At 73.6% G+C, this 24,903-nt stretch carries 20 protein-coding genes and 1 pseudogene; 3 read left to right on the plus strand and 18 right to left on the minus strand.

The features are described 5' to 3' along the window. Positions 1–9 precede the first annotated feature (9 nt). The 5 genes and pseudogenes from ilvN to K7I03_RS09340 all read right to left on the minus strand — a co-directional run bounded on the left by ilvN (position 10) and on the right by K7I03_RS09340 (position 7,034). Entirely contained in the window at positions 10–534 is a 525-nt protein-coding gene (gene ilvN / locus K7I03_RS09325; protein ID WP_185941215.1) for an acetolactate synthase small subunit, read from the minus strand. Positions 535–557: 23 nt separating this feature from the next. Next, the gene (locus K7I03_RS09330) at positions 558–2,420 is read right to left on the minus strand and encodes an acetolactate synthase large subunit (protein ID WP_185941214.1); all 1,863 of its coding nucleotides are present in this window, start codon (positions 2,418–2,420) and stop codon (positions 558–560) included. 339 nt (positions 2,421–2,759) lie between these two features. Beyond that, positions 2,760–5,750: pseudogene (locus K7I03_RS09335) on the minus strand (putative bifunctional diguanylate cyclase/phosphodiesterase). Next, entirely contained in the window at positions 5,747–5,869 is a 123-nt protein-coding gene (locus K7I03_RS33780; RefSeq protein WP_260630088.1) for a hypothetical protein, read from the minus strand. The pseudogene K7I03_RS09335 and the gene K7I03_RS33780 overlap by 4 nt, the downstream one beginning before the upstream one ends. Before the next feature lie 175 nt (positions 5,870–6,044). Then, a complete protein-coding gene (locus tag K7I03_RS09340) occupies positions 6,045–7,034 on the minus strand; it encodes a 2-hydroxyacid dehydrogenase (protein WP_185941212.1) in 990 nt (329 codons plus the stop codon). A 107-nt stretch (positions 7,035–7,141) separates the two neighbouring features. Between K7I03_RS09340 and K7I03_RS09345 the strand changes: the two genes are divergently transcribed. Continuing rightward, positions 7,142–8,134: an aldo/keto reductase gene (locus K7I03_RS09345; RefSeq protein WP_185941211.1), complete on the plus strand. Its 993-nt coding sequence runs from the start codon at positions 7,142–7,144 to the stop codon at positions 8,132–8,134. Positions 8,135–8,284: 150 nt separating this feature from the next. On the opposite strand, the gene K7I03_RS09350 is transcribed toward K7I03_RS09345, so the two are convergent. From K7I03_RS09350 to K7I03_RS09360, 3 genes are read right to left on the minus strand one after another with little or no spacing between them, the layout of a single operon-like run. Then, positions 8,285–8,641 carry a MerR family transcriptional regulator gene (locus tag K7I03_RS09350; protein ID WP_185941210.1) on the minus strand — a complete coding sequence of 119 codons (357 nt, stop codon included), beginning with the start codon at positions 8,639–8,641 and terminating at the stop codon, positions 8,285–8,287. 43 nt (positions 8,642–8,684) lie between these two features. Next, positions 8,685–9,287, minus strand: coding sequence for a DUF4865 family protein (locus K7I03_RS09355; protein ID WP_185941209.1), 603 nt, complete (start codon positions 9,285–9,287; stop codon positions 8,685–8,687). Between the two features lie 56 nt (positions 9,288–9,343). Continuing rightward, positions 9,344–9,907, minus strand: coding sequence for a TetR/AcrR family transcriptional regulator (locus K7I03_RS09360; RefSeq protein WP_185941208.1), 564 nt, complete (start codon positions 9,905–9,907; stop codon positions 9,344–9,346). Between the two features lie 110 nt (positions 9,908–10,017). Here K7I03_RS09360 and K7I03_RS09365 point away from each other — a divergent pair, with 110 nt between their 5' ends. Next, a complete protein-coding gene (locus K7I03_RS09365) occupies positions 10,018–10,182 on the plus strand; it encodes a DUF6191 domain-containing protein (protein WP_185941207.1) in 165 nt (54 codons plus the stop codon). On the opposite strand, the gene K7I03_RS09370 is transcribed toward K7I03_RS09365, so the two are convergent. The 3 genes from K7I03_RS09370 to K7I03_RS09380 form a co-directional block, all read right to left on the minus strand. Continuing rightward, positions 10,160–13,264, minus strand: a complete 3,105-nt coding sequence (locus K7I03_RS09370) for a helix-turn-helix transcriptional regulator (protein WP_185941206.1) — start codon at positions 13,262–13,264, stop codon at positions 10,160–10,162. The two genes, K7I03_RS09365 and K7I03_RS09370, sit on opposite strands and share 23 nt — an antisense overlap. 35 nt (positions 13,265–13,299) lie before the next feature. Further along, complete coding sequence (locus K7I03_RS09375) at positions 13,300–13,503, minus strand: hypothetical protein (protein ID WP_185941205.1); 204 nt, start codon at positions 13,501–13,503, stop codon at positions 13,300–13,302. Positions 13,504–13,907: 404 nt separating this feature from the next. Continuing rightward, positions 13,908–14,780, minus strand: coding sequence for a LysR family transcriptional regulator (locus K7I03_RS09380; protein WP_224346968.1), 873 nt, complete (start codon positions 14,778–14,780; stop codon positions 13,908–13,910). Between the two features lie 76 nt (positions 14,781–14,856). Here K7I03_RS09380 and K7I03_RS09385 point away from each other — a divergent pair, with 76 nt between their 5' ends. Beyond that, entirely contained in the window at positions 14,857–15,591 is a 735-nt protein-coding gene (locus tag K7I03_RS09385; RefSeq protein ID WP_185941203.1) for a CTP synthase C-terminal region-related (seleno)protein, read from the plus strand. Between the two features lie 21 nt (positions 15,592–15,612). Here the strand turns inward: K7I03_RS09385 and K7I03_RS09390 are convergent, their stop codons facing one another. The 7 genes from K7I03_RS09390 to K7I03_RS09420 form a co-directional block, all read right to left on the minus strand. Further along, entirely contained in the window at positions 15,613–17,820 is a 2,208-nt protein-coding gene (locus tag K7I03_RS09390) for an MMPL family transporter (protein WP_185941202.1), read from the minus strand. 194 nt (positions 17,821–18,014) lie between these two features. Continuing rightward, positions 18,015–18,614: an AMIN-like domain-containing (lipo)protein gene (locus tag K7I03_RS09395; protein WP_185941201.1), complete on the minus strand. Its 600-nt coding sequence runs from the start codon at positions 18,612–18,614 to the stop codon at positions 18,015–18,017. A 202-nt stretch (positions 18,615–18,816) separates the two neighbouring features. Continuing rightward, positions 18,817–20,325, minus strand: a complete 1,509-nt coding sequence (gene gatB, locus K7I03_RS09400) for an Asp-tRNA(Asn)/Glu-tRNA(Gln) amidotransferase subunit GatB (protein WP_185941200.1) — start codon at positions 20,323–20,325, stop codon at positions 18,817–18,819. 25 nt (positions 20,326–20,350) lie between these two features. Next, positions 20,351–20,620 (minus strand): hypothetical protein, encoded by a 270-nt coding sequence (locus tag K7I03_RS09405; RefSeq protein ID WP_004948516.1) that lies wholly within the window; start codon positions 20,618–20,620, stop codon positions 20,351–20,353. Then, positions 20,617–22,113 (minus strand): Asp-tRNA(Asn)/Glu-tRNA(Gln) amidotransferase subunit GatA, encoded by a 1,497-nt coding sequence (gene gatA, locus K7I03_RS09410; protein ID WP_185941199.1) that lies wholly within the window; start codon positions 22,111–22,113, stop codon positions 20,617–20,619. Before gatA ends, K7I03_RS09405 begins: the two co-directional genes overlap by 4 nt. A 5-nt stretch (positions 22,114–22,118) precedes the next feature. Then, positions 22,119–22,415, minus strand: a complete 297-nt coding sequence (gene gatC, locus K7I03_RS09415) for an Asp-tRNA(Asn)/Glu-tRNA(Gln) amidotransferase subunit GatC (protein ID WP_004948522.1) — start codon at positions 22,413–22,415, stop codon at positions 22,119–22,121. A 320-nt stretch (positions 22,416–22,735) separates the two neighbouring features. Beyond that, positions 22,736–24,865, minus strand: coding sequence for a putative bifunctional diguanylate cyclase/phosphodiesterase (locus tag K7I03_RS09420; protein WP_185941198.1), 2,130 nt, complete (start codon positions 24,863–24,865; stop codon positions 22,736–22,738). Positions 24,866–24,903: the final 38 nt, after the last annotated feature.

Genomic DNA, 24,903 nt, shown 5'->3' on the forward strand with positions numbered 1-24,903 from the left:
GAGGGGGGATCAGGCCGAGCGGTCCAGGGCGCGCAGGCTGCGGTCGGTGATCGAGCGGGCGCCGCGGCCGATGGCGATGGTGCCGGACTGCACCAGTTCCTTGATGCCGAACGGCTCCAGCATCTTGAGCATGGCGTTGAGCTTGTCGCCGCCGCCGGTGGCCTCGACGGTGATGGCCTCCGGGGAGACGTCGACCGTCTTGGCGCGGAACAGCTGGACGATCTCGGTGATCTGCGAACGGGTCTCGTTGTCGGCGCGGACCTTCACCAGGACGAGCTGCCGCTTGACGGCGCCGGAGTCCTCCAGCTCGACGATCTTCAGCACGTTGACGAGCTTGTTGAGCTGCTTGGTGACCTGCTCCAGCGGCAGCGACTCGACGTTGACGACGATGGTGACGCGGGAGATGTCCGGGTGTTCGGTGACGCCGACGGCGAGCGAGTCGATGTTGAAGCCGCGGCGGGAGAACAGGGCGGCGATCCGGGCCAGGATGCCGGGGGTGTTCTCCACCAGGACGGAGAGCGTGTGCTTGGTCATGGTCGGTCTTCTCTCTCCTGGTGTCAGTCGTCGACGACGTCGCCGAAGTCGGGGCGGACCCCGCGGGCGGCGAGGATCCGGTCGTTGGAGGTGCCGGCCTCGACCATCGGCCAGACCATGGCGTCCTGGTGGACGATGAAGTCCACGACCACCGGCCGGTCGTTAATGGCGTTGGCCTGTTCGATGACGGCGTCCAGGTCGGCCGGGTCCTCGCAGCGCAGGCCGACGCAGCCCATGGCCTCGGCGAGCTTGACGAAGTCCGGGACGCGGGTGCCGGAGCAGGGCTGCTTGCCGTCGGCCTCGGGGCCGGAGTGCAGCACGGTGTTGGAGTAGCGCTCGTTGTAGAACAGGGCCTGCCACTGGCGGACCATGCCGAGGGAGCCGTTGTTGATGACGGCGACCTTGATCGGGATGTTGTTGAGGGCGCAGGTGACCAGTTCCTGATTGGTCATCTGGAAGCAGCCGTCGCCGTCGATCGCCCACACCGTGCGGTCGGGCATGCCGACCTTGGCGCCCATGGCGGCCGGGACGGCGTAGCCCATGGTGCCCGCGCCGCCGGAGTTGAGCCAGGTGGCGGGCCGCTCGTAGGCGATGAAGTGGGCGGCCCACATCTGGTGCTGGCCGACGCCCGCCGTGTAGACGGTGTCGTCCGGGGCGAGCTGCCCGATGCGCTGGATGACCTGCTGCGGGGCGAGGCTGCCGTCCTCGGGGCGGTCGTAGCCGAGCGGGTACGCGTCACGCCACCGGTTGATGTCGGTCCACCAGGCGGTGTGGTCGCCGACGTGGCCGGCGGAGTGCTCGGCCTGGACCGCGACGATCAGGTCGGCCAGGACCTCCCGGGCGTCGCCGACGATGGGGACGTCCGCGGCGCGGTTCTTGCCGATCTCGGCGGGGTCGATGTCGGCGTGGACGACCTTGGCGTGCGGGGCGAAGGAGTCGAGCCGCCCGGTGACGCGGTCGTCGAAGCGGGCGCCCAGCGCGACGATCAGGTCGGTCTTCTGCAGGGCGGTGACGGCGGCGACCGAGCCGTGCATGCCGGGCATGCCGACGTGCTGCGGGTGGCTGTCGGGGAAGGCGCCGAGCGCCATCAGGGTGGTGGTCACGGGGGCGCCGGTGAGCTCGGCGAAGACCTTGAGCTCGGCGGTCGCCTGCGCCTTGAGCACCCCGCCGCCGACGTACAGCACCGGCCGCTTCGCCTGCGTGATCAGCTTGGCGGCCTCGCGGATCTGCTTGGCGTGCGGCTTGGTGACGGGCCGGTAGCCGGGCAGGTCGGTGTGGGGCGGCCAGACGAAGGTGGTGCGCGCCTGGAGGGCGTCCTTGGCGATGTCGACCAGGACCGGCCCGGGGCGGCCGGTGGACGCGACGTGGAACGCCTCGGCGATGGTCCGCGGGATCTCGGCGGGGTCGGTGACCAGCCAGTTGTGCTTGGTGATCGGCATGGTGATGCCGCAGATGTCCGCCTCCTGGAAGGCGTCCGTGCCGATCGACTTGGACGAGACCTGGCCGGTGATGGCCACCAGCGGGACGGAGTCCATGTGGGCGTCGGCGATGGGGGTGACGAGGTTGGTGGCACCCGGTCCGGAGGTCGCCATGCAGACGCCGACCCGGCCGGTGGCCTGCGCGTACCCGGTGGCGGCGTGGCCGGCGCCCTGCTCGTGGCGGACGAGGATGTGGCGCACCTTCGAGGAGTCCATCATCGGGTCGTAGGCCGGGAGGATCGCGCCGCCGGGGATGCCGAACACGGTGTCGGCGCCCACCTCCTCCAGCGAGCGGATGAGCGACTGCGCGCCCGTGACGCCGGGCTCGACGATGGCGGGCTGCTGCTGGGCCGCGCCGCCTCGGGTGCGCGGCTGCGGATGGGGGACTCCGGTGGCCTGCTCGGACATCGACCTTCTCTTTTCGAGGGACTGATGCGACGGATGCGACCGCATCGGCTGCTTCGTCTGCTTCGGACTGCTTCGGACGGCTAGGAGCCGCGGCGGGCCCGGTAGGGCCGCTGTCGGCTGCTGCTGGGGAACCGCTTCGTCGCGGTCCCGTCGGACGGTGGAGTCTCGGTGGAGGTATCGGTGCAACAAAAAACCCCTCGTGCCGTAAGGCAAGCGAGGGGAGCGCGCCGGTGTGGGTCAGCAGGCGGGGAACCGCGGCCTGCTTCAGCCGACGCGCTGTCCAAGTACGAGAATTCGGGTGCGCATGGGACCGACCCTCTCCCTGTCACGGGCGAGGTGTCAAGTGGGTGGGATGGGCGTCTCACTATTTGAGCGCAATGGAGCATGGGCCAGGGCCCCCGCGCCCCCGGCCCGCAGCGCGGACGGCAACAGGACGTTGACGGGCACCGGCCCGCCGAGGAGGACGCGTTTCCCGCCGCCCGGCAGCCTGTTCGCGGGCGACGGCAGCGGCCCGCCCGGGGCGGGGCCGCCGTCGCCGTCCAGAGGCCCGCCGGGGACCGGGAAGGAACCGCGGCCGAGCGCCTGGCGCAGCCGGTGCTCGTCGAGCGGCCCGGAGAACGCCAGGCCCTGGGCGTGGGTGCAGCCCAGGGCGCGCAGCACGCGGGCCTGTTCGGCGTCGTCCACGCCCTCGGCGACGGACTGCGTCCCGAGGTCGCCGGCGATCCTCAGCAGCCCCGCCGTGATCTTGCGCAGCCGTACGGAATCGGCCACGCCGTCGACGAGGTCCCGGTCGAGCCGGAGGACGTCGACGGGGAGCCGCCGCAGGGCGCTCATCGCCGCGTGGCCGCTGCCGAAGCCGTCCAGGGCGATGCGCACCCCGAACCGGCGCAGCGAGGCGAGCCGCCGCTCCAGCTCGTCCAGCGGGACGCGGGAGTCGACGCCGGTGAGCTCCAGCACCAGCCCGCCGGCGGGCATGCCGTGCCGGAGGAGCAGCGACTCGAAGTGCTTGGCCGGCAGCGCCCGGTCGACCAGGCGGGCGGCGGACAGCCGGACGTACACCGGCACCGCGTGGCCCGCGGCCCGCCGCCGCTCGGCCTGTTCGAGGGCCTTCTCCAGCGTCCAGCGGCCGAGTTCGGCGGTGCGCCCGCTCTCGTCGCCGCGGTCCGGGTCGGTGCCGGGCAGGAACTCCTCCGGCGGGAACAGGATGCCCTGCGGGGAGCGCCAGCGGGCCTGGGCGGCGACGGCGGTGACGCGCCCGGTGGAGAGCTCCACCACGGGCTGGTGGAGCAGCGCGAACTCGCCGTCGTGCAGGGCGGTGCGCCACCGGGTGGTGCGCTCGGCGCGGCGGACGACCTCGGCCTGGAGGCGGGGCTCGTACAGTTCGACGCGGCCCTTGCCGGCCTGCTTGGCCCGGTACATGGCCAGGTCGGCGTTGCGCATCAGGGTGCCGGGGGTGATGCCGGGCTCGGCGAAGGCGACGCCGATGCTGGCGGCCACCCGGACCTCGGTGCCGCCCTCCACCACGTAGGGCTCGGAGAGGGTGAGCCGCAGCCGGTCGGCGATCTCCAGGATGCGGTACTCGCGGGCCGACGGGTCGCGGGTGCCGTCGCCGAGGATCAGCGCGGCGAACTCGTCGCCGCCGAACCGGGCGGTGCTGTCCCCGGCGCGGACGGACTCCTGGAGCCGGCGGGCGGCCTGCACGAGCAGCTCGTCCCCGGCCTGGTGGCCGACGGTGTCGTTGACGGCCTTGAAGCCGTCGAGGTCGATGAAGAGCACGGCCGTGCCCGGGTCGGTCATTCTCCGGCCGGCCAGGGCCTGCTGGACGCGCTTGGTGAACAGCGAGCGGTTGGGCAGGTCGGTGAGCGGGTCGTGCTCGGCGGTGTGCTGCAACTGGGCCTGGAGACGCACCCGTTCCGTCACGTCACGGCTGTTGAAGATGAGGCCGCCGTGGTGCCGCTTGACGGTGGACTCGACGTTCAGCCAGTCGCCGTCGCCGGAGCGGAAGCGGCACTCGATCCGGGTGGTCGGCTCGTCGGCGGGCGGCGCCGCGAGGAAGCGGCGCACCTCGTGGACGACCCGGCCCAGGTCCTCGGGGTGGATCAGGGAGGCGAGCTCGGAGCCGACCAGGTCCTCCGCCGCGCGCCCGTAGACGCCGGCGGCGGCCGGGCTGACGTAGCGCAGGACGCCGGTCGGCGCGGCGATCATGATGACGTCGCTGGAGCCCTGCACCAGGGAGCGGAAGTGGTTCTCCGTCTGGGCCAGTTCCTGGGTGAGGGAGATGTTGTCGAGCAGCATGATGCCCTGCCGGACGACGAGGGCCAGGACGACCGTGCAGCCGGTGAAGAGCACGACCCGGTCGACGTGGTGGCCGTCCAGGACGTTGTAGAGGATGCCCAGGGTGCAGACGGCCGCCGCGAGGTACGGCGTGAGGGCGGCGAGGGAGCCGGCGATGGGCCGGCCGGACGGCGGCTGGGCCTGGGCCTGGCGGCTCGCCGCGCCGGACGCGCGCTCCTGCTGCCGGGTCACCCAGGGGGCGTAGGCCATCAGCATGTAGCCCGCGAACCAGCCGGCGTCGAGGATCTGGCCGGAACGGTAGTTCTCGCGCAGCAGCGGCGAGGTGAACAGGGCGTCGCACAGCACCGTCAGGGCGAGCGCGGCGATCGCGGTGTTGACGGCGGACCGGTTGGCGGAGGAGCGTCGGAAGTGCAGCGCCAGCACCATGGAGACCAGCACGATGTCCAGCAGCGGGTACGCCAGGGACAGCGCGGCGTGCGCCACCGTCTCGTCGGCGAAGTGCGCCGTGTGGGCGAGGGCCAGGCTCCAGGAGAGCGTCAGCAGCGAGCCGCCGATCAGCCAGGAGTCGAGCGCCAGGCAGACCCAGCCGGCCCGGGTGACCGGGCGGCGGGCCAGCACCAGCAGGCCGATGATGGCGGGCGGCGCGAACAGGAGGAACGCGAAGTCGGCGGGCGAGGTGGTGGGGACGCGCTCCCGGAGCACGACCTCGTACCAGCCCCAGACCGCGTTCCCGAAGCCCGCCATGCCCGAGGAGACCGCGAAGAGCAGCCACGCGGGACGGAAACGGGTGGTACGGGTGCGCGCGTACCAGAAGCAGGAGACGGCGGCGAGGACCGCCGCCCCGCTGAGCCCGAAGTCGCCCATGGTCTTGGCGAGATCGGGGGAACCCCAGCCGAACGCCGCCCCCGTGGCCTACCCGCCGCAGACGAGGGCGAGCAGGAGCTGTGACACCACGCCCGACGCCCCGGCGGGCCGGCCGCCCGGCCCCCCGGCCGGGGCGGTGTGCCGGGGCAGGGCGGCTCCCTGCGCGGTCACCGCTCCGCCGTCCCGAGCGGGGCCCGGAGCGCCTCCGGCCCCGCCGACGACGTGGACCGCTGCCGCGCGAGCCGCTGGTGCGTGAGCCGCGTCGGGTTGATCGTCCATTGGCCGTGCATCGCCCGTCGCCCCCCTTGAGTGCGGTACTTCGCTGCGCCCGTACGGTGCCCGGCGCAGCCCCCGGTCCGGACGATACACCAGACTGGTCACTCAGGGACATAGCTCATATACATAGCGTAACTAGCTACGGGATTATGGATACGCAGTGCAGCCAGACGGTATCTGTACGTGGCTTCAGAGCGCAGTGGCTACGACGTTTCGCAGAGGCTCGTCCAGGACGAATCCGGCCAGTTGGCCGCGGAGCAACGCCTCCGCGCGGGGCCGGAAGGCCGAGGAGGGGCCGCCCACGTGCGGGGTGATCAGTGCGCCGGGGGCGCTCCACAGGGGGTGGCCCGGGGGCAGCGGCTCGGGGTCGGTGACGTCCAGCGCGGCGCGCAGCCGGCCGCTCTCCAGCTCGGCGACCAGCGCCCCGGTGTCCACGACGGCCCCGCGCGCCACGTTGACGAGCAGCGCCCCGTCCTTCATCCGGGCCAGCAGGCCGGCGCCGAACAGCCCCCGGGTCTCGTCGGTGAGCGGCGTCACGACGATCACCACGTCGGCGTCCGGGAGAAGATCCGGGAGGGCGGTGACCGGGTGCACGGGACCGCGCTCCGTGTGGCGCGGTGAGCGCGCGACGCGCGTCACCCGCGCACACTCGAAGGGAGCAAGCCGGTCCTCGATGGCACGTCCGATCGACCCGTAACCCACAATGAGGACCGCCTTGTCGGCGAGCGCCGGACGGAAGCCCTGCCGCCACTCCCCCGCGTCCTGCGCCCGGACGAAACCGGGGATGTCCCGGAGGGAAGCCAGGGTCAGGGCGAGGGCCAGTTCGGCGGTGCTGGCGTCGTGCAGCCCGCGCGCGTTGCACAGCACCGCGCCCGAGGGCAGCAGCGGCAGCGCGGACTTGAGGTGGTCGACACCGGCCGTCAGGGCCTGGACGACGCGCACGCCGCGCATCAGGGGCAGCGGACGGAGGCACACCTCGGCCGGGGCCAGCCTGCCGTCGATCTCGTAGGGGACCCCGTAGAAGGCGACCCGGGCCGGGTCCGTCGGGTAGTCGCCACCACCGTCCCAGTACGCGTACTCCAGCCCCTCGGGCAGCCCCTCGATCTCCTCGGGACGGAACGGCAGCCAGGCCAGGGGGCGGGCCGTGGCCGCGGGTGCACCGCTGTGATCTGCGCTCATGCCGCGAGGTTAGGCGACGGCGCGCGGCGGCCCGCTGACCGCCGGACGGGCGCCAAAGGTTAAGTTGGACGCGCGCCGATCAGGAGGGAACGGGAGGGATACGGCCGGTGGAGCGCAGGACAATCGGTGCCACGGCGCTCGAAGTGGGGGCGATCGGCCTCGGCTGCATGCCCATGCACTGGGCCTACACCGCCTCCCAGCAGAGCGGCGAGACCGCGCTCCGCACCGTGCACGCCGCCCTGGACACCGGTGCCAGCCTGCTCGACACGGCCGACATGTACGGCCCGTTCACCAACGAGCTGCTCGTGGGACGGGTGTTGCGCGAGCGACGCTCCGAGGCGTTCGTGTCGACCAAGTGCGGCCTGCTCGTCGGCGAGCAGCACATCGTCGCCAACGGGCGCCCCGGCTACGTCAAACGCGCCTGCGACGCCTCACTGCGCCGCCTCCAGACCGACGTCATCGACCTCTACCAGCTCCACCGACCCGACCCCGAAGTCCCCGTCGAGGAGACCTGGGGGGCGATGGCCGACCTCGTCGCGGCGGGGAAGGTACGCGCCCTGGGCTGGTGCGCCATCGGCGCACGCACCCGACGCCGGTTCACCGGGGGCCTGTACGACGGAACGATCCGGCAGTTGGAACGCGTCCAGCAGGTCTTCCCCGTCAGCTGCGTCCAGGCCGAACTGTCGGTCTGGTCCCGGGAGGCCCTCGACGCCCTCGCCCCCTGGTGCGCCTCCCGCGGCGTCGGCCTCCTCGCCGCGATGCCCCTGGGCAACGGCTTCCTCAGCGGCACCCTCACCCCCGGCCAAGGCTTCGAACCCGAGGACATCCGAGCCCGGCACCCCCGCTTCACCGCCGAGATGATGGCCGCCAACCAGCCCATAGTCGCCGGCCTCCGCCGCGTCGCCGACCGCCACGGCGCGACGGCGGCACAGGTCGCCCTGGCGTGGGTGCTGGCCCAGGGGCGGCACGTGATACCGATACCGGGGACGAAGAAGGCGAGGTGGGCGGTGGAGAACGCGGGGGCGGTGGAACTGCGGCTGTCGGAGAAGGACTTGGAGGAGATAGGGGGGCTGCCGAGGGCGTTGGGGTCGTGGTACTGAGGCGCGCACTCGGCCCGTTGGGGGCGCCCCCTCTGGGGGGGTTTGAGGACAACCGCGCGGAGCGCGGTTTCGGGGTCTGGGGGCAGCGCCCCAGGAAACTGGGGGCACCTCCCAGCGGTAGCTGGGGGAGAAAGGGTGGGACCGGGGCCCCTACCCCCGCGGCCCAGCCGCGATCACCGCGTCCAGAACATCCCGCGCCCCCCGCAATTCGTCGATCGCCGAAGTGATCCGCGCCCGCTCCCCCCGCAACTCGGCGACGAGATCCGGACAGACCGGCACCATATGCGCACCATCGCCATCGACGCAGGGCAGCACCCGAGCAATCACGGCAGTGGTGAGCCCCGCCGCGAGCAGCCCCCGTATCCGCCGGACGGTGACGACATCGGCCTCGGAGTACACGCGGTACCCACTCGGCAACCGCGCGGGCGTCAGCAGCCCCTGCTCCTCGTAGTACCGCAGCAGCCGTTCACTGACCCCGGTCCGCCGCACCATGTCTCGCATACGCATACCGAGTGCAGCGCGGCGCCCCGCCGGCCGCATTCCCGCGAGATCACCACTGCCGCCCAACGGAGACATCGTCCAGGTGAGGCACCGAAAGGTGACCCACCTCGTACCGCTCGGCCACCCCCTCCCCCTCCGGCACCTCGTGCTCCCAGAGCACGAACCGCGTCAACTCCCAGCGGGACGGATCAAAGGCGAGCGCCGCCGTGTGCACCCCCTCACGCCCGGCGGTCTCGGCGAGCCGGCCGGCCTCCTCGGCCACGAACGCGGCGAGCGCGCCCGGTTCCTCGGAAACGGGCATCGGGCCGACCCGGCGCGACGCGGCGCGGGGAACGGCACCCCGGGCCGGCCCGGAGTGGCAGGCGACGCCCGTCCACTGCCGGACGGCGGGCCGGCCGAAGTCGGCGATGATGCCCTGGAACCCACCGCCTCCGACGAGGAACTCCGCCATCGCCCCGCTGTCCCGCCAGAGGTAGAAGGGCGCGTACTGGTTGACCGGCGAGCCGCCGCGACCGCGTTCGCGGATCAGGTACGCCTTGAGCCCGAGGCCCGCGCGGTCGTCGAGGGCGTGACCGCGGGTGGCCACGCGGTGGCGGATGATGCCCATGTCGTAGTCGGCGGGGAGGGTGATCTCGTACTGCATCGCGTACACGGGGTCGCTCTTTCTGATCGCGTGAGTGGGGGATCGGGTGCACGAGCCCGGCGGGCTCACCGGGCATGCGCCCCCAGCAGCCCGAGCACGCCCCGCACCGCCTCCCGGAACGGTTCGTCGGAGTCGGCCGCGCGGGCCAGAACGTAGCCGCCCTGGAGGACGGCGACGACGGTGGACGCGGTCGCGGCGGGGTCGAGGGCCGCGTCCAGTTCGCCGTTCTCGCGTCCTTCCGCGAGGAGGCCGGCGAGCCGGTCGCGGAGCCAGGCGAAGGTCTCGTCCACCGGCCGCCGCAGGTCCGGGTCGGCGACGACGTCCGGGTCCTGGGTGAGCCGGCCCACCGGGCAGCCCTTGAGCACCTCGCGCTCGCGCAGCAGATAGCCGGAGATCCGTTCCAGGACCGTCCCGGGCCCGGCGAACTGCCGCTCGGCCAGGGCGCGCATCTCCTCGGCCGTCCTGCGGATGGCGGCGAGGGCGAGGTCGGGCTTGCCGCTGAAATGGTGGTACATGCTGCCCTGCCCGGCCCCGGCCCGCTGCTGGATGGCCTTGGGGCTGGTGCCCACGTAGCCGCGCTCCCAGAGCAGGGCGCGGGTGCTCTCGATGAGGCGTTCCGAGGTGTCCATGATCCGGACTGTACATACCAGTAGGTACAGCGGCAAGGCGCGTCCGCACGCACAGGTGTCGCACAACCGTGTGCCTACACTGGACATCCGCCGCCAGGACGGGAGTTGTCATGTTCGACGCGCTCAGCGAACTGTTCGCCCCGGGACGCAGGCACACCGAGGAGGAGCGCAACCGGCACGAGTTATGCCTGGACGACGTCGGGGACGCCGACCCCGGGAGGGGGCCGGTCGACCTCGACTCCGGTCAGGTCGTCATCCGACCGCGGAAGGGCTGACGGCGGAGGGGCTGACGGCGGTGGGACCGGCCGCGGACGGACCAGGAGCGGAGGAGCCGAGCTCGGAAGGGCCGAACAGCCCCAGCCGGTGCGCCGTCGCCGCCGCCTCGCCGCGCCCCGCGGCGCCCAGCTTCGCCAGGATGTTGGAGACGTGCACGCTGGCCGTCTTCGGCGAGATGAACAGCTCCTCGGCTATCTGGCGGTTGCTCCGGCCCAGGGTGACGAGCCGGAGGACGTCGTGCTCGCGCGGCGTGAGCCGGGGCGGCGCGTCGGCGCCGGTGCCCGCCTCCGGCGCAGGCGTACGCCCGTCCGTCGCGGGCTCCCCGGCGAGGGGGAGCCGGGCGCGGCGGGCGAGCGACGCGGTCGCCTCGCGCAGTGGCCGGGCGCCCAGCCGTACGGCCTCCGCGTGGGCCCGCGCGAGCAGCCCCGCGGCGTGCTCCGCGGCCGGGCCGCCCTCCGTGAGCAGCGCCTCCGCCCAGCGGTGGCGGGCGCGCGCGAGCTCCAGGGGACGGTCCAGCGGCTCGAAGGCGCCGGCCGCCGCCTCCCACCGGCCGGCGTCGGATATGCCGTCCGCGCGGGCGAGTTCGGCGTCGAACAGCAGGCCGAAGGCCCGGCGGAGGGGTATCGCGCGGGACCGGCCCTCGGCGGCGGCGCGGAGCCCGTCCAGGGCCGCGGCCCGGCCGGCGGCCGTCTCCGGGAGCTCCCGGGCGTCGGCCTCGGCCGCGGCGGCCGAGGCGAGGAACGGCCAGACGTAGCGGTGGGCGCCGCGCGGCAGCCCCTCCGCCAGCACCCGCTCCAGCTCGGCCCGGGCCTCGGCGTACCGGCCGCGGGCCGCGCTCAGTTCGATGGCGTACCGGGCGAGGACCAGGGTGCTCTGCGGCTGCGGGTCGTGGGTGCCGAACCGTTCGCGGGCCGTGGCGAGCAGGCGCTCCGCGCGCTCCAGGTCGCCCCGGGCGAGGGCGATGGCGGCGAGCCGGACGTCGGCGAAGCCGCCGGGCTTGATGCCCCGGGCCTCGCGCCGGGCCTCCTCCGCGGCCCGTTCCGCCTCGTCCCAGCGGCCGAGGACGAAGAGGGCGGACGCCAGGTTGTTGCGCGCCCAGGCGCGGGCGTCGTCGAGGCAGTAGCGGTCGGCGAGGGCGATGCCCTCCCGGGCGACCTCGGCGGCGCGCGCCGAACGGCCCACGCCCTGGAGCGCGGAGGCCAGGTTGATGTGGCTGCGGCCGACGACGCCGACGACGCCCCCGGCGACGACGCGCGCACAGACCTCCGCCATCTCGGCGAGGCCGCCGTCCACGTCGGTGCCGGTGTCGACCTGGTGGCCGGCGAGGGTGAGGCGGGCGCTCAGCTCGGTGCTCTCCGCGCCGACGGCCCGGGCCATCGCGATCGCCCGTTCCGCCGTGGCGCTCAGCTCGGGCCCGGGGTCGTGCAGCGCCGCCCAGCCGGCGAGCTGGGCCAGCACCTCGGCGTGCACGGCGGACGGCGGCAGGTCCGCGACCAGTTCGAGCGCGGTGTCGAGCTCGGGACGGCCGTCGCCCCGCCCGAGGCCGGTCATCAGCTTGGAGCGCTGGAGCCAGAACCAGGCGCCGCGCAGCGGGTCCATCTCCAGCTTGCGCAGCGCCTTCTTGGCGATGGCCAGCGCCCGTTCCTGGTCGCCGGAGAGGTTGGCCGCGACGACGATCTCGGCCAGCAGGTCGATGTGGTGCAGCCCGTCGTCGTCGCAGCCGCACGCCGGGTAGACGTCGGCGAAGTCGAGCGGGCGCTGGACCGCGCGGACCTCCTCGGGGGCGTCCTCCCACAACTCCAGCGCGCGCTCCAGCAGCCGGAGCTTCTCGGCGTAGGCGTAGCGCCGGCGGGCGTGCACGGACGCCTCCAGGACGGCGGGCAGCGCCTTGGCCGGCTCGTGCGCGTGGTACCAGTGGAGGGCCAGCCGGGCGGGGAGCTCGTCGGCGCGGACGAGGCCGGGCTGGGCCTCCAGCGCCTCGGCGTACCGGCGCTGGAGCCGGGAGCACTCGCCGGGGAGCAGGTCGTCGGCGACGGCCTCGCGGGCCAGGGAGTGCCGGAAGCGGTAGCCGTCGCCGTCGGACGTGGGGACGAGGACGCTGGCCCCGACGGCCTGGCGCAGCGCCTGGATGAGCGCGTCCTCGTCGAGCCCGGCGACCGCGCGCAGCAGCGCGTACTCCACCGTCGAGCCGCCCACGGCCGCGACGCGGACCACCCGCTGGGCGTCCTCGCCCAGTGCCTCGATGCGGACGAGGAGCAGCTCGCGCAGCGAGTCGCTGAGACCGGAGCGGCACCCTCCGGCGATGGACGCGGCCAGCTCCTCGACGAAGAAGGCGTTGCCGTCGGAGCGTTCGAAGACCCGGTCGAGGAGGGTGTGGTCGGGTGCGTCGCCGCTGATGCCGGTGAGCTGGGCGTGCACCTCGTCCCGGGTGAAGCGGGACAACTCGACGCGGCCGAGCGCCCGCATCCGGTCCGCCTCGGCGAGGAAGGGACGCAGCGGGTGGCGGCGGTGGATGTCGTCCGAGCGGTAGGTGGCGACGATGACGAGCCGCGCGGTGTGCAGCGAGCGGAAGAGGTAGGAGAGGAGTTCGCGGGTGGAGCGGTCGGCCCAGTGCAGGTCCTCGATGGCGAGGACGATCGTGCGGTCCGTGGTGAGGCGCTCCAGCAGCCGGGCGGTGAGCTCGAAGAGACGGGCGCGGCCGTCCTCCGACTCCCGCGCGGTCTCGCCCAGCTCCGGCAGCAGCCGGGCCAGTTCGCCCTCCTGCCCGGCGGCGGCCCGCGTGAGCTCGTCCCCGAGCTGCCGGTGCAGGCCGCGCAGGGCGGTGGAGACCGGCGCGAACGGCAGCCCGTCGCTGCCGATCTCCACACAGCCGCCCAGCGCGGTGACGGCCCCCGCCGCACCGGCCGCGGCCAGGAACTCGTCGATCAGCCGGGTCTTGCCGACCCCCGCCTCACCGCCCACGAGCACGGACTGCGGCTCGCCCGTGGCGGCGCGGGCGAGTGCGTCGGCGAGTACGCCCAGTTCTTCGGTCCGGCCGACGAACACGGGGCTGACGGAGGTCTTCTGCACATCGCCGAGCATGGCACAGCCCACTGACAACGGCCCGGCCGAATTGATCACAGTCCGGCCCGCTCGGCCACGCGCCGCTGCCGCGGTACGAGCGGAAGGATCGTGTGCGTCCTCACCCGCCCCCCGATTTCCTGGCCGCCCTGTTCGGCCTCCGAGCGCTGGGCGATCCGGGCCTCGTCCAGCATCCGGTGGTCGGCGGCGTCGCGGGCGAACTCGACGAGGCGGAAGTGGTGGAGCAGGTTGTCGATCATCGTGACTCCTCAGGTCGCTTCGGTCCTTGGCGGCCGGTGTCGTTCTCCCGACCTGAGGAAAGCTTCGTCTCTGAGGTGGGGGCGGGGCATCGGGCGAGTGCCTCATATCGGGGGCGCCCGGATGCCTTAGATTCGCGGGCGGCGGGTGCGGGCCGCCTTAGGTACCACCGAAGTCCTTATGCGGGCCCGTCCCCGCCGAGCAGGGCGGCGACCTCGGGGACGCGCGCGTACGCCCGGAGCGCGCCGAGCATCACCTCCACGCGCCGGGCGACGCGCTCGCTCGCCGGGGTGCGGGAGAGCGCGATGACGCGGGCGGCGGTCGCGGCGGCCTCCTCCGGCTCGTTGGCGTCAGCGAGCGCGACGACCAGCCAGGACAGAGCGCGGTGGCCTCGCCCAGCCCCGCGCTACGTGAGCGCCTTACGCAGCGCCGCCGCCGGCCCCCGCGTCACCCCGCCCGTCAGCAGCTCCACGCGGTGCGTCAGGCGCGGTGCCGACACCGGGACTTGGGCCACCCCCGCCAGTCCGTCCAGCCCCGGCAGCAGGGCCAGGCCCTCCCCCGCCGCGATCAGGGCCGCGAGGCCGTGGACGTCGGTTCCCTCGTAGCGGAGGCGGGCGCGGAAGGCGCCGGGCGGGCACGCCGTGCGGAGGTGGGTGAGGGGGACGGCCGTGCCGGGGGCGTCGAGCCAGAAGGCGTCGGCGAGGTCGGGGAGGCGCAGGCCCGTGCGGTGGGCGAGGGGGTGGGTGGTGGGGAGGGTGACGTGGAGGGGGCGTTCCGCGACCACCGTCGACGTCAAGGGGCCCGTTTCCGGGTGGCGCAGCGGGTCGTTGGGCGCCGTCATGCCGTCCGTGAGGCCCGCGTCGAGGTCGCCCGCCGAGACCGCCGCCGGGACGGCGTCCCGGTCGAGGACCCGGATCGTCGTCTCCCAGCGCGGGTGCGCGGCCCGCAGTCCGGCCAGCCGGTCCGCCACGTCGGGCGTCAGGGCGAGCGGGGTGACCCCCAACGTCAGCCGGCCCGTGGGTTCCGCGACCAGCCGGGCGATGTCCGCCCGGGCCGCGTCCAGCCGCAGCAGCAGCGGGCCGGCGTGATCGAGGAGGAGCCGGCCGGCCTCCGTCGGGACCACGGGCCTGCGGCCCAGCAGCACCGCCGACACGTCCGCCTCCAGAGCGGCGATGTGCTGCGAGACGGCGGACTGGGTGTAGCCGAGTTCGGCGGCCGCCGCGGAGAACGACCCGCGGCGGGCGACGGTCACGAAGGTGCGGAGCAGGTGCGGGTCCATGCGCATCAGTATTTCTGATGCGGAGTGCAGGGATCATCGTTGGCGCTGAACCACGACAGCGCGTCAGGATTCCCGCATGACCCTTGCGCACCACGCTCCCACCGCCCGCCTCGCCCTCGTCGGCGACCGCTCGTCCGCCGTCCGCTCCCACGTCCGCGCCCCCGGCCTCCTCGCCTCCCTCGCCCGGCACGACGGCCTGGTGGTGGACCCCTACTGGATCCCCACCGAGGACGCCGGACTCCCGGGCGCGCTCGACGGGTTCGACGGCGTCTGGCTGCTGCCCGGCAGCCCGTACCGCAGTGAGGCGGGCGCCCTCGCCGCCGTCCGGGCGGCACGGGAGGGCGGCGTGCCGTTCCTGGGCACCTGCGGCGGTTTCCAGCACGCGCTGCTGGAGTACGCCCGGTCGGTGTGCGGACTCGGCGATGCCGCGCACGCGGAGGTCGCGCCGGAGGCCGCCGATCCGCTGATCGCCCCGCTCGCCTGCTCCCTCGTCGGCCATGAGGGTCCCGTCACGCTCGTCCCGGGCACGCTCGCCGCGCGGCTGCTCGGCACGGACCGCACGGTCGAGCGCTACCACTGCTCGTACGCCCTGGACCCGGCGTACGAGGACGTGCTGCGCGCGCACGGGCTGCGTTTCAGTGGCGCCGACGAAGAGGGCGGGGCCCGGATCGTGGAGCTGCCGGAGCACCCGTTCTTCCTCGGCACCCTCTTCCAGCCGGAGCTGGCGGGGGACGGGACGCGCGCCCATCCCCTGATCCGGGCCCTGGCGGAGGCCGCCGTCCGGCACGCGGCGGAACGGATGCCCGTCTGACGGACAGACAGCCGACGGCCGTCACGCCACCGGCCGTACGTCCTCCCGCTCCGGCCGCGTCACCGGCAGGACCAACGGAAGCCGCGGCTCCGGCGGCTCGATGCTGATACGCGGCAGCCGCCGTTCCAGCCATCCCGGCAGCCACCAGTTCGCGCCGCCGAGCAGGTGCATCAGCGCCGGGACCAGCAGCGTGCGCAGCACGAACGCGTCCAGGGCGACGGCCGCCGCCAGCCCGATGCCGAACATCGCGATGACCCGGTCACCGCTCAGCACGAAGGCCAGGAACACCGCGATCATGATGATCGCGGCCGAGTTGATGACCCGGCTGGTCTCGGCCAGCCCGACCCGGACGGCCCGCCGGTTGTCGCGGGTGGCCAGCCACTCCTCGTACATCCGGCTCACCAGGAACACCTGGTAGTCCATGGACAGGCCGAAGAGGACCGCGATCATCACCACGGGCAGGAACGGCTCGATGGGTCCGGCCCGGCCGAGGCCGAGGAGTTCGCTGCCCCAGCCCCACTGGAAGACCGCGACGATCAGGCCGAACGAGGAGGCGACGGCGGCGATGTTCATCGCGGCGGCCTTGAGCGGTATGCCGACGCTGCGGAACGCGAGGAGCAGCAGGACGCAGCCGAGGCCGATCACCGTGCCGACGAACAGCGGCAGTTTGCCGCGGATGACGGCGGCGAAGTCGTCGTAGCCGGCGGTCGGTCCGCCGACGTGGACGTCCAGGCCGGTCCCGGCGGTGGCGCGGGGCAGGGTCTCGGCGCGCAGCCGCCGGACGAGGTCGCTGGTAGCGCGGGACTGCGGCGAGCTGTCGGGGACGACGGCGATGACGCCGGACGCGCCGCCGCGGCCGTGCGCGGCGGGGCCGACGGAGGCGATGCCCGGCGTGCCGCGCAGCCGCTCGGGCAGCCGGTCGAAGGCGAGGCGCTCGCCCGCGCCGTCGAGTTCGGCGACGAGCGTCAGTGGGCCGTTGACACCGGGGCCGAAGCCGTCGGCGAGCAGGTCGTACGCCTGCCGGGTGGTGGACGAGGCGGGGTTGTTGCCCTGGTCGGAGGTGCCCAGGTGGAGGGCGAACGCGGGCAGGGCGAGGACGAGCATCACGGCGGCGGCGACGGCGGCGAGCAGCTTCGGCCGCCGTTCGACCAGCGCCGACCAGCGGGCGGCCAGGCCGGTGGGGGCATCCGGGCCGGGGCCCGCGGGCACGGCCGACCGGCGCTCTCGCCGGCCCAGCACCCGCCGGCCCATGAACCCCAGCAGCGCCGGCAGCAGGGTGAGGGACGCGGCCACGGTGAGGACGACGGTGAGGGACGCGGCGAGGGCGACGCCGATCAGGAAGTCCAGCCGGAGGACGAGCATCCCGAGCAGCGCGGCGCAGACGGTCCCGCCGGCGAAGACCACGGCCCGCCCGGTCGTCGCCACCGCGCGTTCGGCCGCCTCGGGGACCGACAGCCCCTGGCGCAGGCCCTTGCGGTGGCGGGTGACGATGAACAGGGCGTAGTCGATGCCCACACCGAGGCCGATGAGGGTGCCCAGCATGGGCGCGAAGCCGGCGACCGGCATCAGGTGGCCCAGCAGGACGGTGCCCGCGGCCGCCGTGCCGACGCCGACGAGCGCGGTGGCGATGGGCAGCAGACAGGCCGCGAGCGAGCCGAAGACCACGAAGAGGACGACGGCCGCGACGACGATGCCGACGAGTTCGCTGAGGTGGCTGTTCGCGCCTTCGGTGAGGCCGATGGAGCTGCCGCCGAGGGCCACTTCCAGCCCGTCCCCGGCCGCCGCCCGCGCGGTGGTGACGACCGTCCGCACCTGTCCGGCGTCCGGATCGCCGCCGCCGGCGGCGTCGCGGAAGGTCACATCGGCGTACGCGGTCCGGCCGTCGGGGCTGATCCGGCCGCCGGAGCCGGTGTACGGGCCGTCGACGGAGGCGACGCCGGGCAGGGCGGCGATCTCGTGGAGGGTGTGGGACATCCGCTGCCGGACGTCGGCGGAGCGGACGGTGCCGGACGTGGTGTGCCAGACGATCGTGTCGTCGCCGCCGCGGCCGGGGAAGTCCCGTTCCAGCAGGGCGGTGGCGCGGCCGGACTCGGTGCCGGGCACCCGGTAGTCCTCGGAGTAGGACGAACCGGCCAGCGCCGCCGCGGTGGCCGTGCCGGCGAGGGCGACGAGCCACAGGACGACGACGGCGAGGCGGCGGCGCAGGCACCACCGGGCGAGTGCGGTCATTCCCTGCTTCCCGGGGGGATTGTGTCGCGTCGCGCACGCCGGGGGGAGCCGCGGCTCGGAGCGCTTCGACGGAGAGGGGCGGGCGGCCACAGTATGCGGGCCTCCGGCCATCCACTCTGACAGCTCCGGGAGATCGTTTGTCCTTTTTGTGGGTCACACCACAGGACCCGGGCGCCCCTACGGCACAGCGGCCCCTACCGGAACGTGTGCCACGAATGGGCGACGTCGACGACCACGTGGTTGCCCGTCTGGAAGACCCGGAACGGCAGCCGTCCCTTCAGCCCCAGCCCCACCATCGTGTCGCCCTCGAAGCTGCCCACGAAGCGGGCCTCGCGGAACGCCGGGTAACCGGTGAGGTCCACGCCGGGCAGCGGCTGTCCGGCGCGCCCGGGGTAGCGGGGGCCGCCGGTCTCCGGGTCGTGGCTCGGCGCGGCCACCCGGATCTCCAGGAGGGCGCCGCCGGCGACGGTGACGACGTCCCCGGAACCGTCCTGATACAGCTTGTCGACGTACCCCACGTGGTACCCGATCGGGTGACCGTGCGAGGTGTGCACGTCGAAGACCATCCGGTCGAAACAGCGGTGGCGGCCGGTTCTGATGTCGGTCAGCGGGTGGTACTCGGAGTCGGGATGGCTCCTGGGCCGGCTCCCCCAGCCGACCCGGCAGTCCGACGCGTCCGTGGCGCCGCCGCCCGCGGGCTCGGACGCGGACTCCGACGCCATGGCCCCCGTGACCGACACCAGCCCGGCGCCCGCCAGCAGGAGCGCGGCCAGCGCAGTGCTCAACCGTCGCATTGCTACCCCCAGCCATGGAGTACGGGCGCGTGGTCCGGCCCGTTGCACCGGATCATGCCGGACCGTTCCGGCGGCCGGGGAAGCGATCGAGCGAATCCGGCCAAATGCGACTTGTCAGCCAATAATCGCCGGAGGATACGGAAGAGGGCCGTCCCCCTTGCGGCCCTTGCGGGGAACGGCCCTCTGATTCCGGAGACGGGCGTCAGCCCTCGACGCCCAGCCGCTCCAGGATCAGCTCACGCACGCGTGCCGCGTCCGCCTGGCCCCGCGTGGCCTTCATGACCGCGCCGACGAGCGCGCCCGCCGCCGCGACCTTGCCGGCGCGGATCTTGTCCGCGATGGCCGCGTTGGCCGCGATGGCCTCGTCCACGGCGGTGCCGAGCGCACCCTCGTCGGAGACGACCTTCAGACCGCGCTTCTCCACGACGGCGTCCGGGTCGCCCTCGCCCGCGAGCACGCCCTCGATGACCTGGCGGGCCAGCTTGTCGTTGAGCGAGCCGTCCGCGACGAGCGCGGCCACCCGGGCCACCTGGGCGGGGGTGATCGCCATGGCGGCGAGGTCGGTGCCGGCCTCGTTGGCCCGGCGGGCCAGCTCGCCCATCCACCACTTGCGGGCGGCGGCGGAGTCGGCGCCGGCCTCGACGGTGGCGACGATCAGGTCGACCGCGCCCGCGTTGAGGATCGACTGCATGTCGTGCTCGCTGACGCCCCACTCCTCGCGGAGGCGGTTGCGGCGCACGCGCGGCAGCTCGGGCAGGGTCGCCCGCAGCTCCTCGACCCACTCGCGGGAGGGGGCCACCGGCACCAGGTCCGGCTCGGGGAAGTAGCGGTAGTCCTCGGCCTCCTCCTTGATGCGGCCGGCCGTCGTGGAGCCGTCCTCCTCGTGGAAGTGGCGCGTCTCCTGGACGATCGTGCCGCCCGAGGACAGCACGGCGGCGTGCCGCATGACCTCGTACCGGACGGCCCGCTCGACGCTGCGGAGCGAGTTGACGTTCTTCGTCTCCGAGCGGGTGCCGAACTTCTCGGTGCCGTTCGGGCGCAGCGACAGGTTGACGTCGCAGCGCATCTGGCCCATCTCCATGCGGGCCTCGGAGACGCCGAGCGCCTTGATGAGCTCGCGCAGCTCGGCGACGTACGCCTTGGCGACCTCGGGGGCCCGCTCGCCCGCGCCCTCGATCGGCTTGGTGACGATCTCGATCAGCGGGATGCCGGCCCGGTTGTAGTCGAGCAGGGAGTGGGACGCGCCGTGGATACGGCCGGTGGCGCCGCCCACGTGCGTGGACTTGCCGGTGTCCTCCTCCATGTGGGCGCGCTCGATCTCCACGCGGAAGACCTCGCCGTCCTCCAGCTGGACGTCCAGGTAGCCGTTGAAGGCGATGGGCTCGTCGTACTGGGAGGTCTGGAAGTTCTTCGGCATGTCCGGATAGAAGTAGTTCTTCCGGGCGAAGCGGCACCACTCGGCGATCTCGCAGTTCAGCGCGAGACCGATCTTGATCGCGGACTCGACGCCGACGGCGTTGACGACCGGGAGCGCGCCGGGCATGCCGAGGCAGGTGGGGCAGGTCTGCGAGTTCGGGTCGGCGCCCAGCTCCGTGGAGCACCCGCAGAACATCTTGGTCTTGGTGCCGAGCTCGACATGGACCTCCAGGCCCATGACGGGGTCGTAGGACGCCAACGCGTCCTCGTACGACACCAGTTCAGTGACGGTCACGGAAAACTTACCTCTCAGTCCCGGCTCAGCCCGCGAGGACGTCGTCGCTCTTCATACGGCGCAGCTCCCGCACGAGCAGGGCGACGCCGGTGACGATGGCGGCGGCCGAGACGACCGCGTCGACCAGCTGGAGCGTGTCCTGCTCGCCGCGCGCCGTCTTCGCCTGCTTGACGACGCTGACCGCGCCGAACAGGGTCGTGCCGATGGACAGGTACGTGCCGGCCTTGGACTTCTTGAAGCCCTTAGCCTTCTTCAGCGCGCTGCCCTTGCTCTTGTTCTCGCTCGCGGTGCTCACAGTGCGGGTGCCTCCTCCAGCAGCGGGTGGCCCCAGCGGGCGGTGAACGCGGCCTCGACCGCGGCACCGACCTTGTAGAGCCGTTCGTCCTTCATGGCGGGGGCGATGATCTGGAGCCCCACCGGCAGCCCGTCCTCCGGGGCGAGGCCGCACGGCAGCGACATGGCCGCGTTGCCCGCCAGGTTGGTCGGGATGGTGCACAGGTCCGCCAGGTACATCGCCATCGGGTCGTCGGCGCGCTCGCCGATCGCGAAGGCGGTGGTCGGCGTGGTCGGCGAGACCATCACGTCCACCTGCTCGAACGCCTTCTCGAAGTCCCGCGTGATGAGGGTGCGGACCTTCTGCGCCGAGCCGTAGTACGCGTCGTAGTAGCCGGAGCTCAGCGCGTAGGTGCCGAGCATCACGCGGCGCTTCACCTCGGGGCCGAAGCCGGCCTCGCGGGTGAGGGCGGTGACGTCCTCGGCGGAGCGGGTGCCGTCGTCGCCGGCGCGCAGACCGTAGCGGAGGCCGTCGAACCGGGCCAGGTTCGAGGAGCACTCGGACGGCGCGATCAGGTAGTACGCGGCCAGGGCGAGGTCGAACGAGGGGCAGTCCACCTCGACGATCTCGGCGCCGAGCTCGCGCAGCAGCTCGACGGACTCGTCGAACCGCTGGAGGACGCCGGCCTGGTAGCCCTCGCCGCGGAACTGCTTGACGACGCCGACGCGCATGCCCGCGACGCTGCCGTTGCGGGCCGCCTCGACGACCGGCGGGACCGGGGCGTCGATGGACGTCGAGTCCAGCGGGTCGTGGCCCGCGATGACCTCGTGCAGCAGCGCCGCGTCCAGGACCGTACGGGCGCAGGGGCCGCCCTGGTCGAGGGAGGACGAGAACGCGACCATGCCGTAGCGGGAGACCGCGCCGTAGGTGGGCTTGACGCCGACCGTGCCGGTGACGGCGGCGGGCTGGCGGATCGAGCCGCCGGTGTCCGTGCCGATCGCGAGGGGGGCCTCGTACGCGGCGAGGGCCGCGCTGGAGCCGCCGCCGGAGCCGCCGGGGATCTTGGTCAGGTCCCAGGGGTTGCCGGTCGGGCCGTACGCGCTGTTCTCCGTGGAGGAGCCCATCGCGAACTCGTCCATGTTGGTCTTGCCGAGGATGACGACATCCGCGTCCTTGAGGCGCTTGGTGAGCGTCGCGTCGTACGGCGGGATCCAGCCTTCGAGGATCTTGGAGCCGACGGTGGTCGGGATGCCCTCGGTGGTGAAGATGTCCTTCAGCGCCAGCGGGACGCCGGCCAGCGGGCCGAGCTTCTCGCCCCGCGCCCGCTTCTCGTCGACGGCGCGCGCCTGCTTCATGGCGCCCTCGCGGTCGACGTGCAGGAAGGCGTGCACCTTCTCGTCGACGGCCTCGATCCGGGCCAGGTGGGCCTCGGTGACCTCGACGGCCGTGACCTCACCGGCGGCGATCTTCTCGGCGATCTCCGCGGCGGTCAGCTTGATCAGTTCGGTGGTCATCGTGGTCACTCCTCACCCAGGATCTGCGGCACCTTGAAACGCTGCTGCTCCTGAGCGGGGGCGCCGGAGAGCGCCGCCTCCGGGCTGAGCGACGGACGGACCTCGTCCGGCCGCATGACATTGGTCAGCGGCAGCGGGTGGGAGGTCGGCGGGACGTCCTGGTCGGCGACCTCGGAGACGCGGGCGACCGCGCCGATGATGTCGTCGAGCTGAGTGGCGAAGTGGTCAAGCTCTTCGCCCTTCAGCTCCAGGCGCGCCAGCCGGGCGAGGTGGGCGACCTCCTCGCGCGTGATGCCAGGCATGCAGCGATCCTCAGGGTGGAGTGTGTAGGTTTCGCGGCCAATCCTATGGCGCGGCGGGCGCCCGCCGCGAAACGGATTGTCCGCTGGCGCGGTGGGGGTGCCCCGGACCCGCCCCTTCGCCGCTTCCTGGGGCTGCGCCCCAGACCCCCTTGTCGCGGCTCCGCCGCTCGTGCTCAAACGCCGCACGGGCTGGATTTCGCACCCGGGCGCACCACTCAGCCCGTCCGGCGTTTGAGGACAACCGCGCGGAGCGCGGTTGCGGGGGTGTGGGGGCTTGCCCCCGCAAGAAACGGTGAAAGGGCGGGGTTGGGGCCACTCCCCTACGTCACCGGCTGGTCCGCCTCCTTCTCCGCGACAGCGGGAGCGGGCGCCGCAGGCGCGGGCGCGGGCGCGACGGCCGGTGGGTGCTCCCGCCGCCACCCCGCCTCGCGCAGACGAAGCCAAGCCGTCGTCTCCTCAGGAGGCATCGCGGCCGCCACCAACCACCCCTGCACCGCATCACACCCCAGATCCCGCAACCGCTCCCACGTCTCATCGTCCTCAACGCCCTCCGCGACCACGAGAAGCCCAAGCGAGTGCGCGAGATCAAGCGTGCAGCGCACGATCTCCGCGTCCTCGTTGTCGATGGCGAGCCGGGCCACGAACGACCGGTCGATCTTCAGCTCGCTGACGGGGAGCCGGCGCAGGTGGACCAGGGACGAGTACCCCGTGCCGAAGTCGTCGAGGGACATCTTCACGCCGTGCCCGGTGAGCCCGGCGAGCGCGTCGGCGGCCCGCTGGGGGTCCTCCAGGAGGACGTGTTCGGTGATCTCCAACTGGAGGGCGCCGGGCGGGACGCCGTGCCGGGCGAGGCGGGCGGCGACGGAGCCGGCGAAGCCGGGGGTGTGGACGTCGCGGGGGGAGACGTTGACGGCGACGGGCACCTCCAGGCCCATGGCCCGCCAGCGGGCGACCTGGCCGAGGGCGGTCTCCAGGACGTACTCGGTGAGCCGCGGCATCAGCCCGGACGACTCGGCGATGGCGATGAACTCGTCCGGGGAGACCCGGCCGCGCTCCGGGTGCACCCAGCGCACCAGCGCCTCCAGGCCCTCCACGTGCCCGTCGAAGCCCACCTTGGGCTGGTAGTGCAGCTCGACCTCGCCCGCGTCGAGGGCGCGGCGCAGGTCGCCGAGGAGGCCGAGGCGGTCGGGGGTGTTGCCGTCCCGGCGGGCCTCGTAGACCTCGACGCCGCTGCGGTCCCGTTTCGCCTGGTACATCGCCACGTCGGCGCGGCGCAGCAGCCCTTCGGCGTCGAGGGCGTGGTCGGGGTGGACGGCGACGCCGGCGCTGGCCTCCAGGACGAGGGTGAGGCCGTCCAGGTCGAGGGGGGAGCCGAGGGCGGCGACGAGGCCGCGGGCCACGCGCTGGGCGCTGGTGAGGGAGTCCACGGCGGGGAGGAGGACGGCGAACTCGTCGCCGCCGAGGCGGGCGGCCTCCGCGTCGCGCGGGAGGGCGTCCCGGAGCCGGGCGGCGATCTGGAGGAGCAGCCGGTCCCCGGCCAGGTGGCCGAGGGTGTCGTTGACGGACCGGAAGCGGTCGAGGTCGATGAGGACGAGCGCGGTCCGCTCGCCGGCCTGCTCGGCCTCGTCGAGGGCGGCCCAGGTCCGTTCGAGGAGCCACTGCCGGTTGGGGAGCCCGGTGAGCGGGTCGCGGAGCTGCTCCTCCGCGCGGGCGTGGGCTATCCAGAGCGTGGAGTCGAGGGCTATGAGGGGGATCGCGAACAGCGGCAGCAGCAGCGGCGCGTGTTCGGCGACGACGGCGATCAGCGGGGCTATGCCCAGGAGCGCGCCGCCGACGAGGGCCTGCCGGAGCAGGGCGGCGCGGGCGGGGCCGCCGGCGAACCCGGAGTGCGGCGGAGCGAGGTGACGCCAGAGCAGGGCCCGGGTGACGGTGAGGTAGACGAAGGCCGCGAGGGCGATCCGGGGGACGTCGGACGGCTCCCAGCCGCTGGGCAGCCAGGGGTGTTCGACGGAGGCGTGCACGTCCAGCAGGCCGAGCGCCGCGCCTCCCGCCGCGACGCCGAGGACGTCGACGGCGCAGTGGAGTAACGCCTGGCGCCAGCGGTGCCGCCGGGCCGTGGTGACGAAGGTGACGACGGCGATGCCGATGACGGCGGCCGGGATCCAGCCGTGGAGCAGCAGGACGGCCAGGGTCAGGGCGGCGCCGGAGCCGGAGCCTCCCCACCACCGGTCACGGCCCAGGGCGACCAGATGGGCGACGATGAGGGCCGTGAGGGTGGCGAGGGACCAGCCGACCGTCCGCCCGGGGAACACCGCGTGGCCCGCGGCGGCGGCCCGCTCGATCCCCAGGGCGAGGACGAGCAGCGCGAGGGGGACGCAGACGACCGGCAGCGCGGGTGGTGGATCCCTGCGCAGCCGCGATGCCGGTTCGGCGCTGTCGGTGGGTTTCATGCCCGTCCCTCTCACAGCCGGCGGTGCCCGCGCCACGG

The sequence above is a fragment of the Streptomyces mobaraensis genome, assembly GCF_020099395.1.
Lineage (GTDB): Bacteria > Actinomycetota > Actinomycetes > Streptomycetales > Streptomycetaceae > Streptomyces.

Bases quoted from the DNA above. Each gene is read 5' to 3' on its own strand.
- K7I03_RS09390 (WP_185941202.1), bottom strand. From the start codon at position 17,820: ATGACCGCACTCGCCCGGTGGTGCCTGCGCCGCCGCCTCGCCGTCGTC.
- K7I03_RS09395 (WP_185941201.1), bottom strand. From the start codon at position 18,614: ATGCGACGGTTGAGCACTGCGCTGGCCGCGCTCCTGCTGGCGGGCGCC.
- K7I03_RS09375 (WP_185941205.1), bottom strand. From the start codon at position 13,503: ATGATCGACAACCTGCTCCACCACTTCCGCCTCGTCGAGTTCGCCCGC.
- K7I03_RS33780 (WP_260630088.1), bottom strand. From the start codon at position 5,869: ATGCACGGCCAATGGACGATCAACCCGACGCGGCTCACGCACCAGCGG.
- K7I03_RS09380 (WP_224346968.1), bottom strand. From the start codon at position 14,780: ATGGACCCGCACCTGCTCCGCACCTTCGTGACCGTCGCCCGCCGCGGG.
- gatA (WP_185941199.1), bottom strand. From the start codon at position 22,113: ATGACCACCGAACTGATCAAGCTGACCGCCGCGGAGATCGCCGAGAAG.
- K7I03_RS09385 (WP_185941203.1), top strand. From the start codon at position 14,857: ATGACCCTTGCGCACCACGCTCCCACCGCCCGCCTCGCCCTCGTCGGC.
- K7I03_RS09340 (WP_185941212.1), bottom strand. From the start codon at position 7,034: ATGAGCGCAGATCACAGCGGTGCACCCGCGGCCACGGCCCGCCCCCTG.
- gatC (WP_004948522.1), bottom strand. From the start codon at position 22,415: ATGCCTGGCATCACGCGCGAGGAGGTCGCCCACCTCGCCCGGCTGGCG.
- K7I03_RS09365 (WP_185941207.1), top strand. From the start codon at position 10,018: ATGTTCGACGCGCTCAGCGAACTGTTCGCCCCGGGACGCAGGCACACC.
- K7I03_RS09360 (WP_185941208.1), bottom strand. From the start codon at position 9,907: ATGGACACCTCGGAACGCCTCATCGAGAGCACCCGCGCCCTGCTCTGG.
- K7I03_RS09420 (WP_185941198.1), bottom strand. From the start codon at position 24,865: ATGAAACCCACCGACAGCGCCGAACCGGCATCGCGGCTGCGCAGGGAT.
- K7I03_RS09370 (WP_185941206.1), bottom strand. From the start codon at position 13,264: ATGCTCGGCGATGTGCAGAAGACCTCCGTCAGCCCCGTGTTCGTCGGC.
- K7I03_RS09330 (WP_185941214.1), bottom strand. From the start codon at position 2,420: ATGTCCGAGCAGGCCACCGGAGTCCCCCATCCGCAGCCGCGCACCCGA.
- K7I03_RS09350 (WP_185941210.1), bottom strand. From the start codon at position 8,641: ATGCGTATGCGAGACATGGTGCGGCGGACCGGGGTCAGTGAACGGCTG.
- ilvN (WP_185941215.1), bottom strand. From the start codon at position 534: ATGACCAAGCACACGCTCTCCGTCCTGGTGGAGAACACCCCCGGCATC.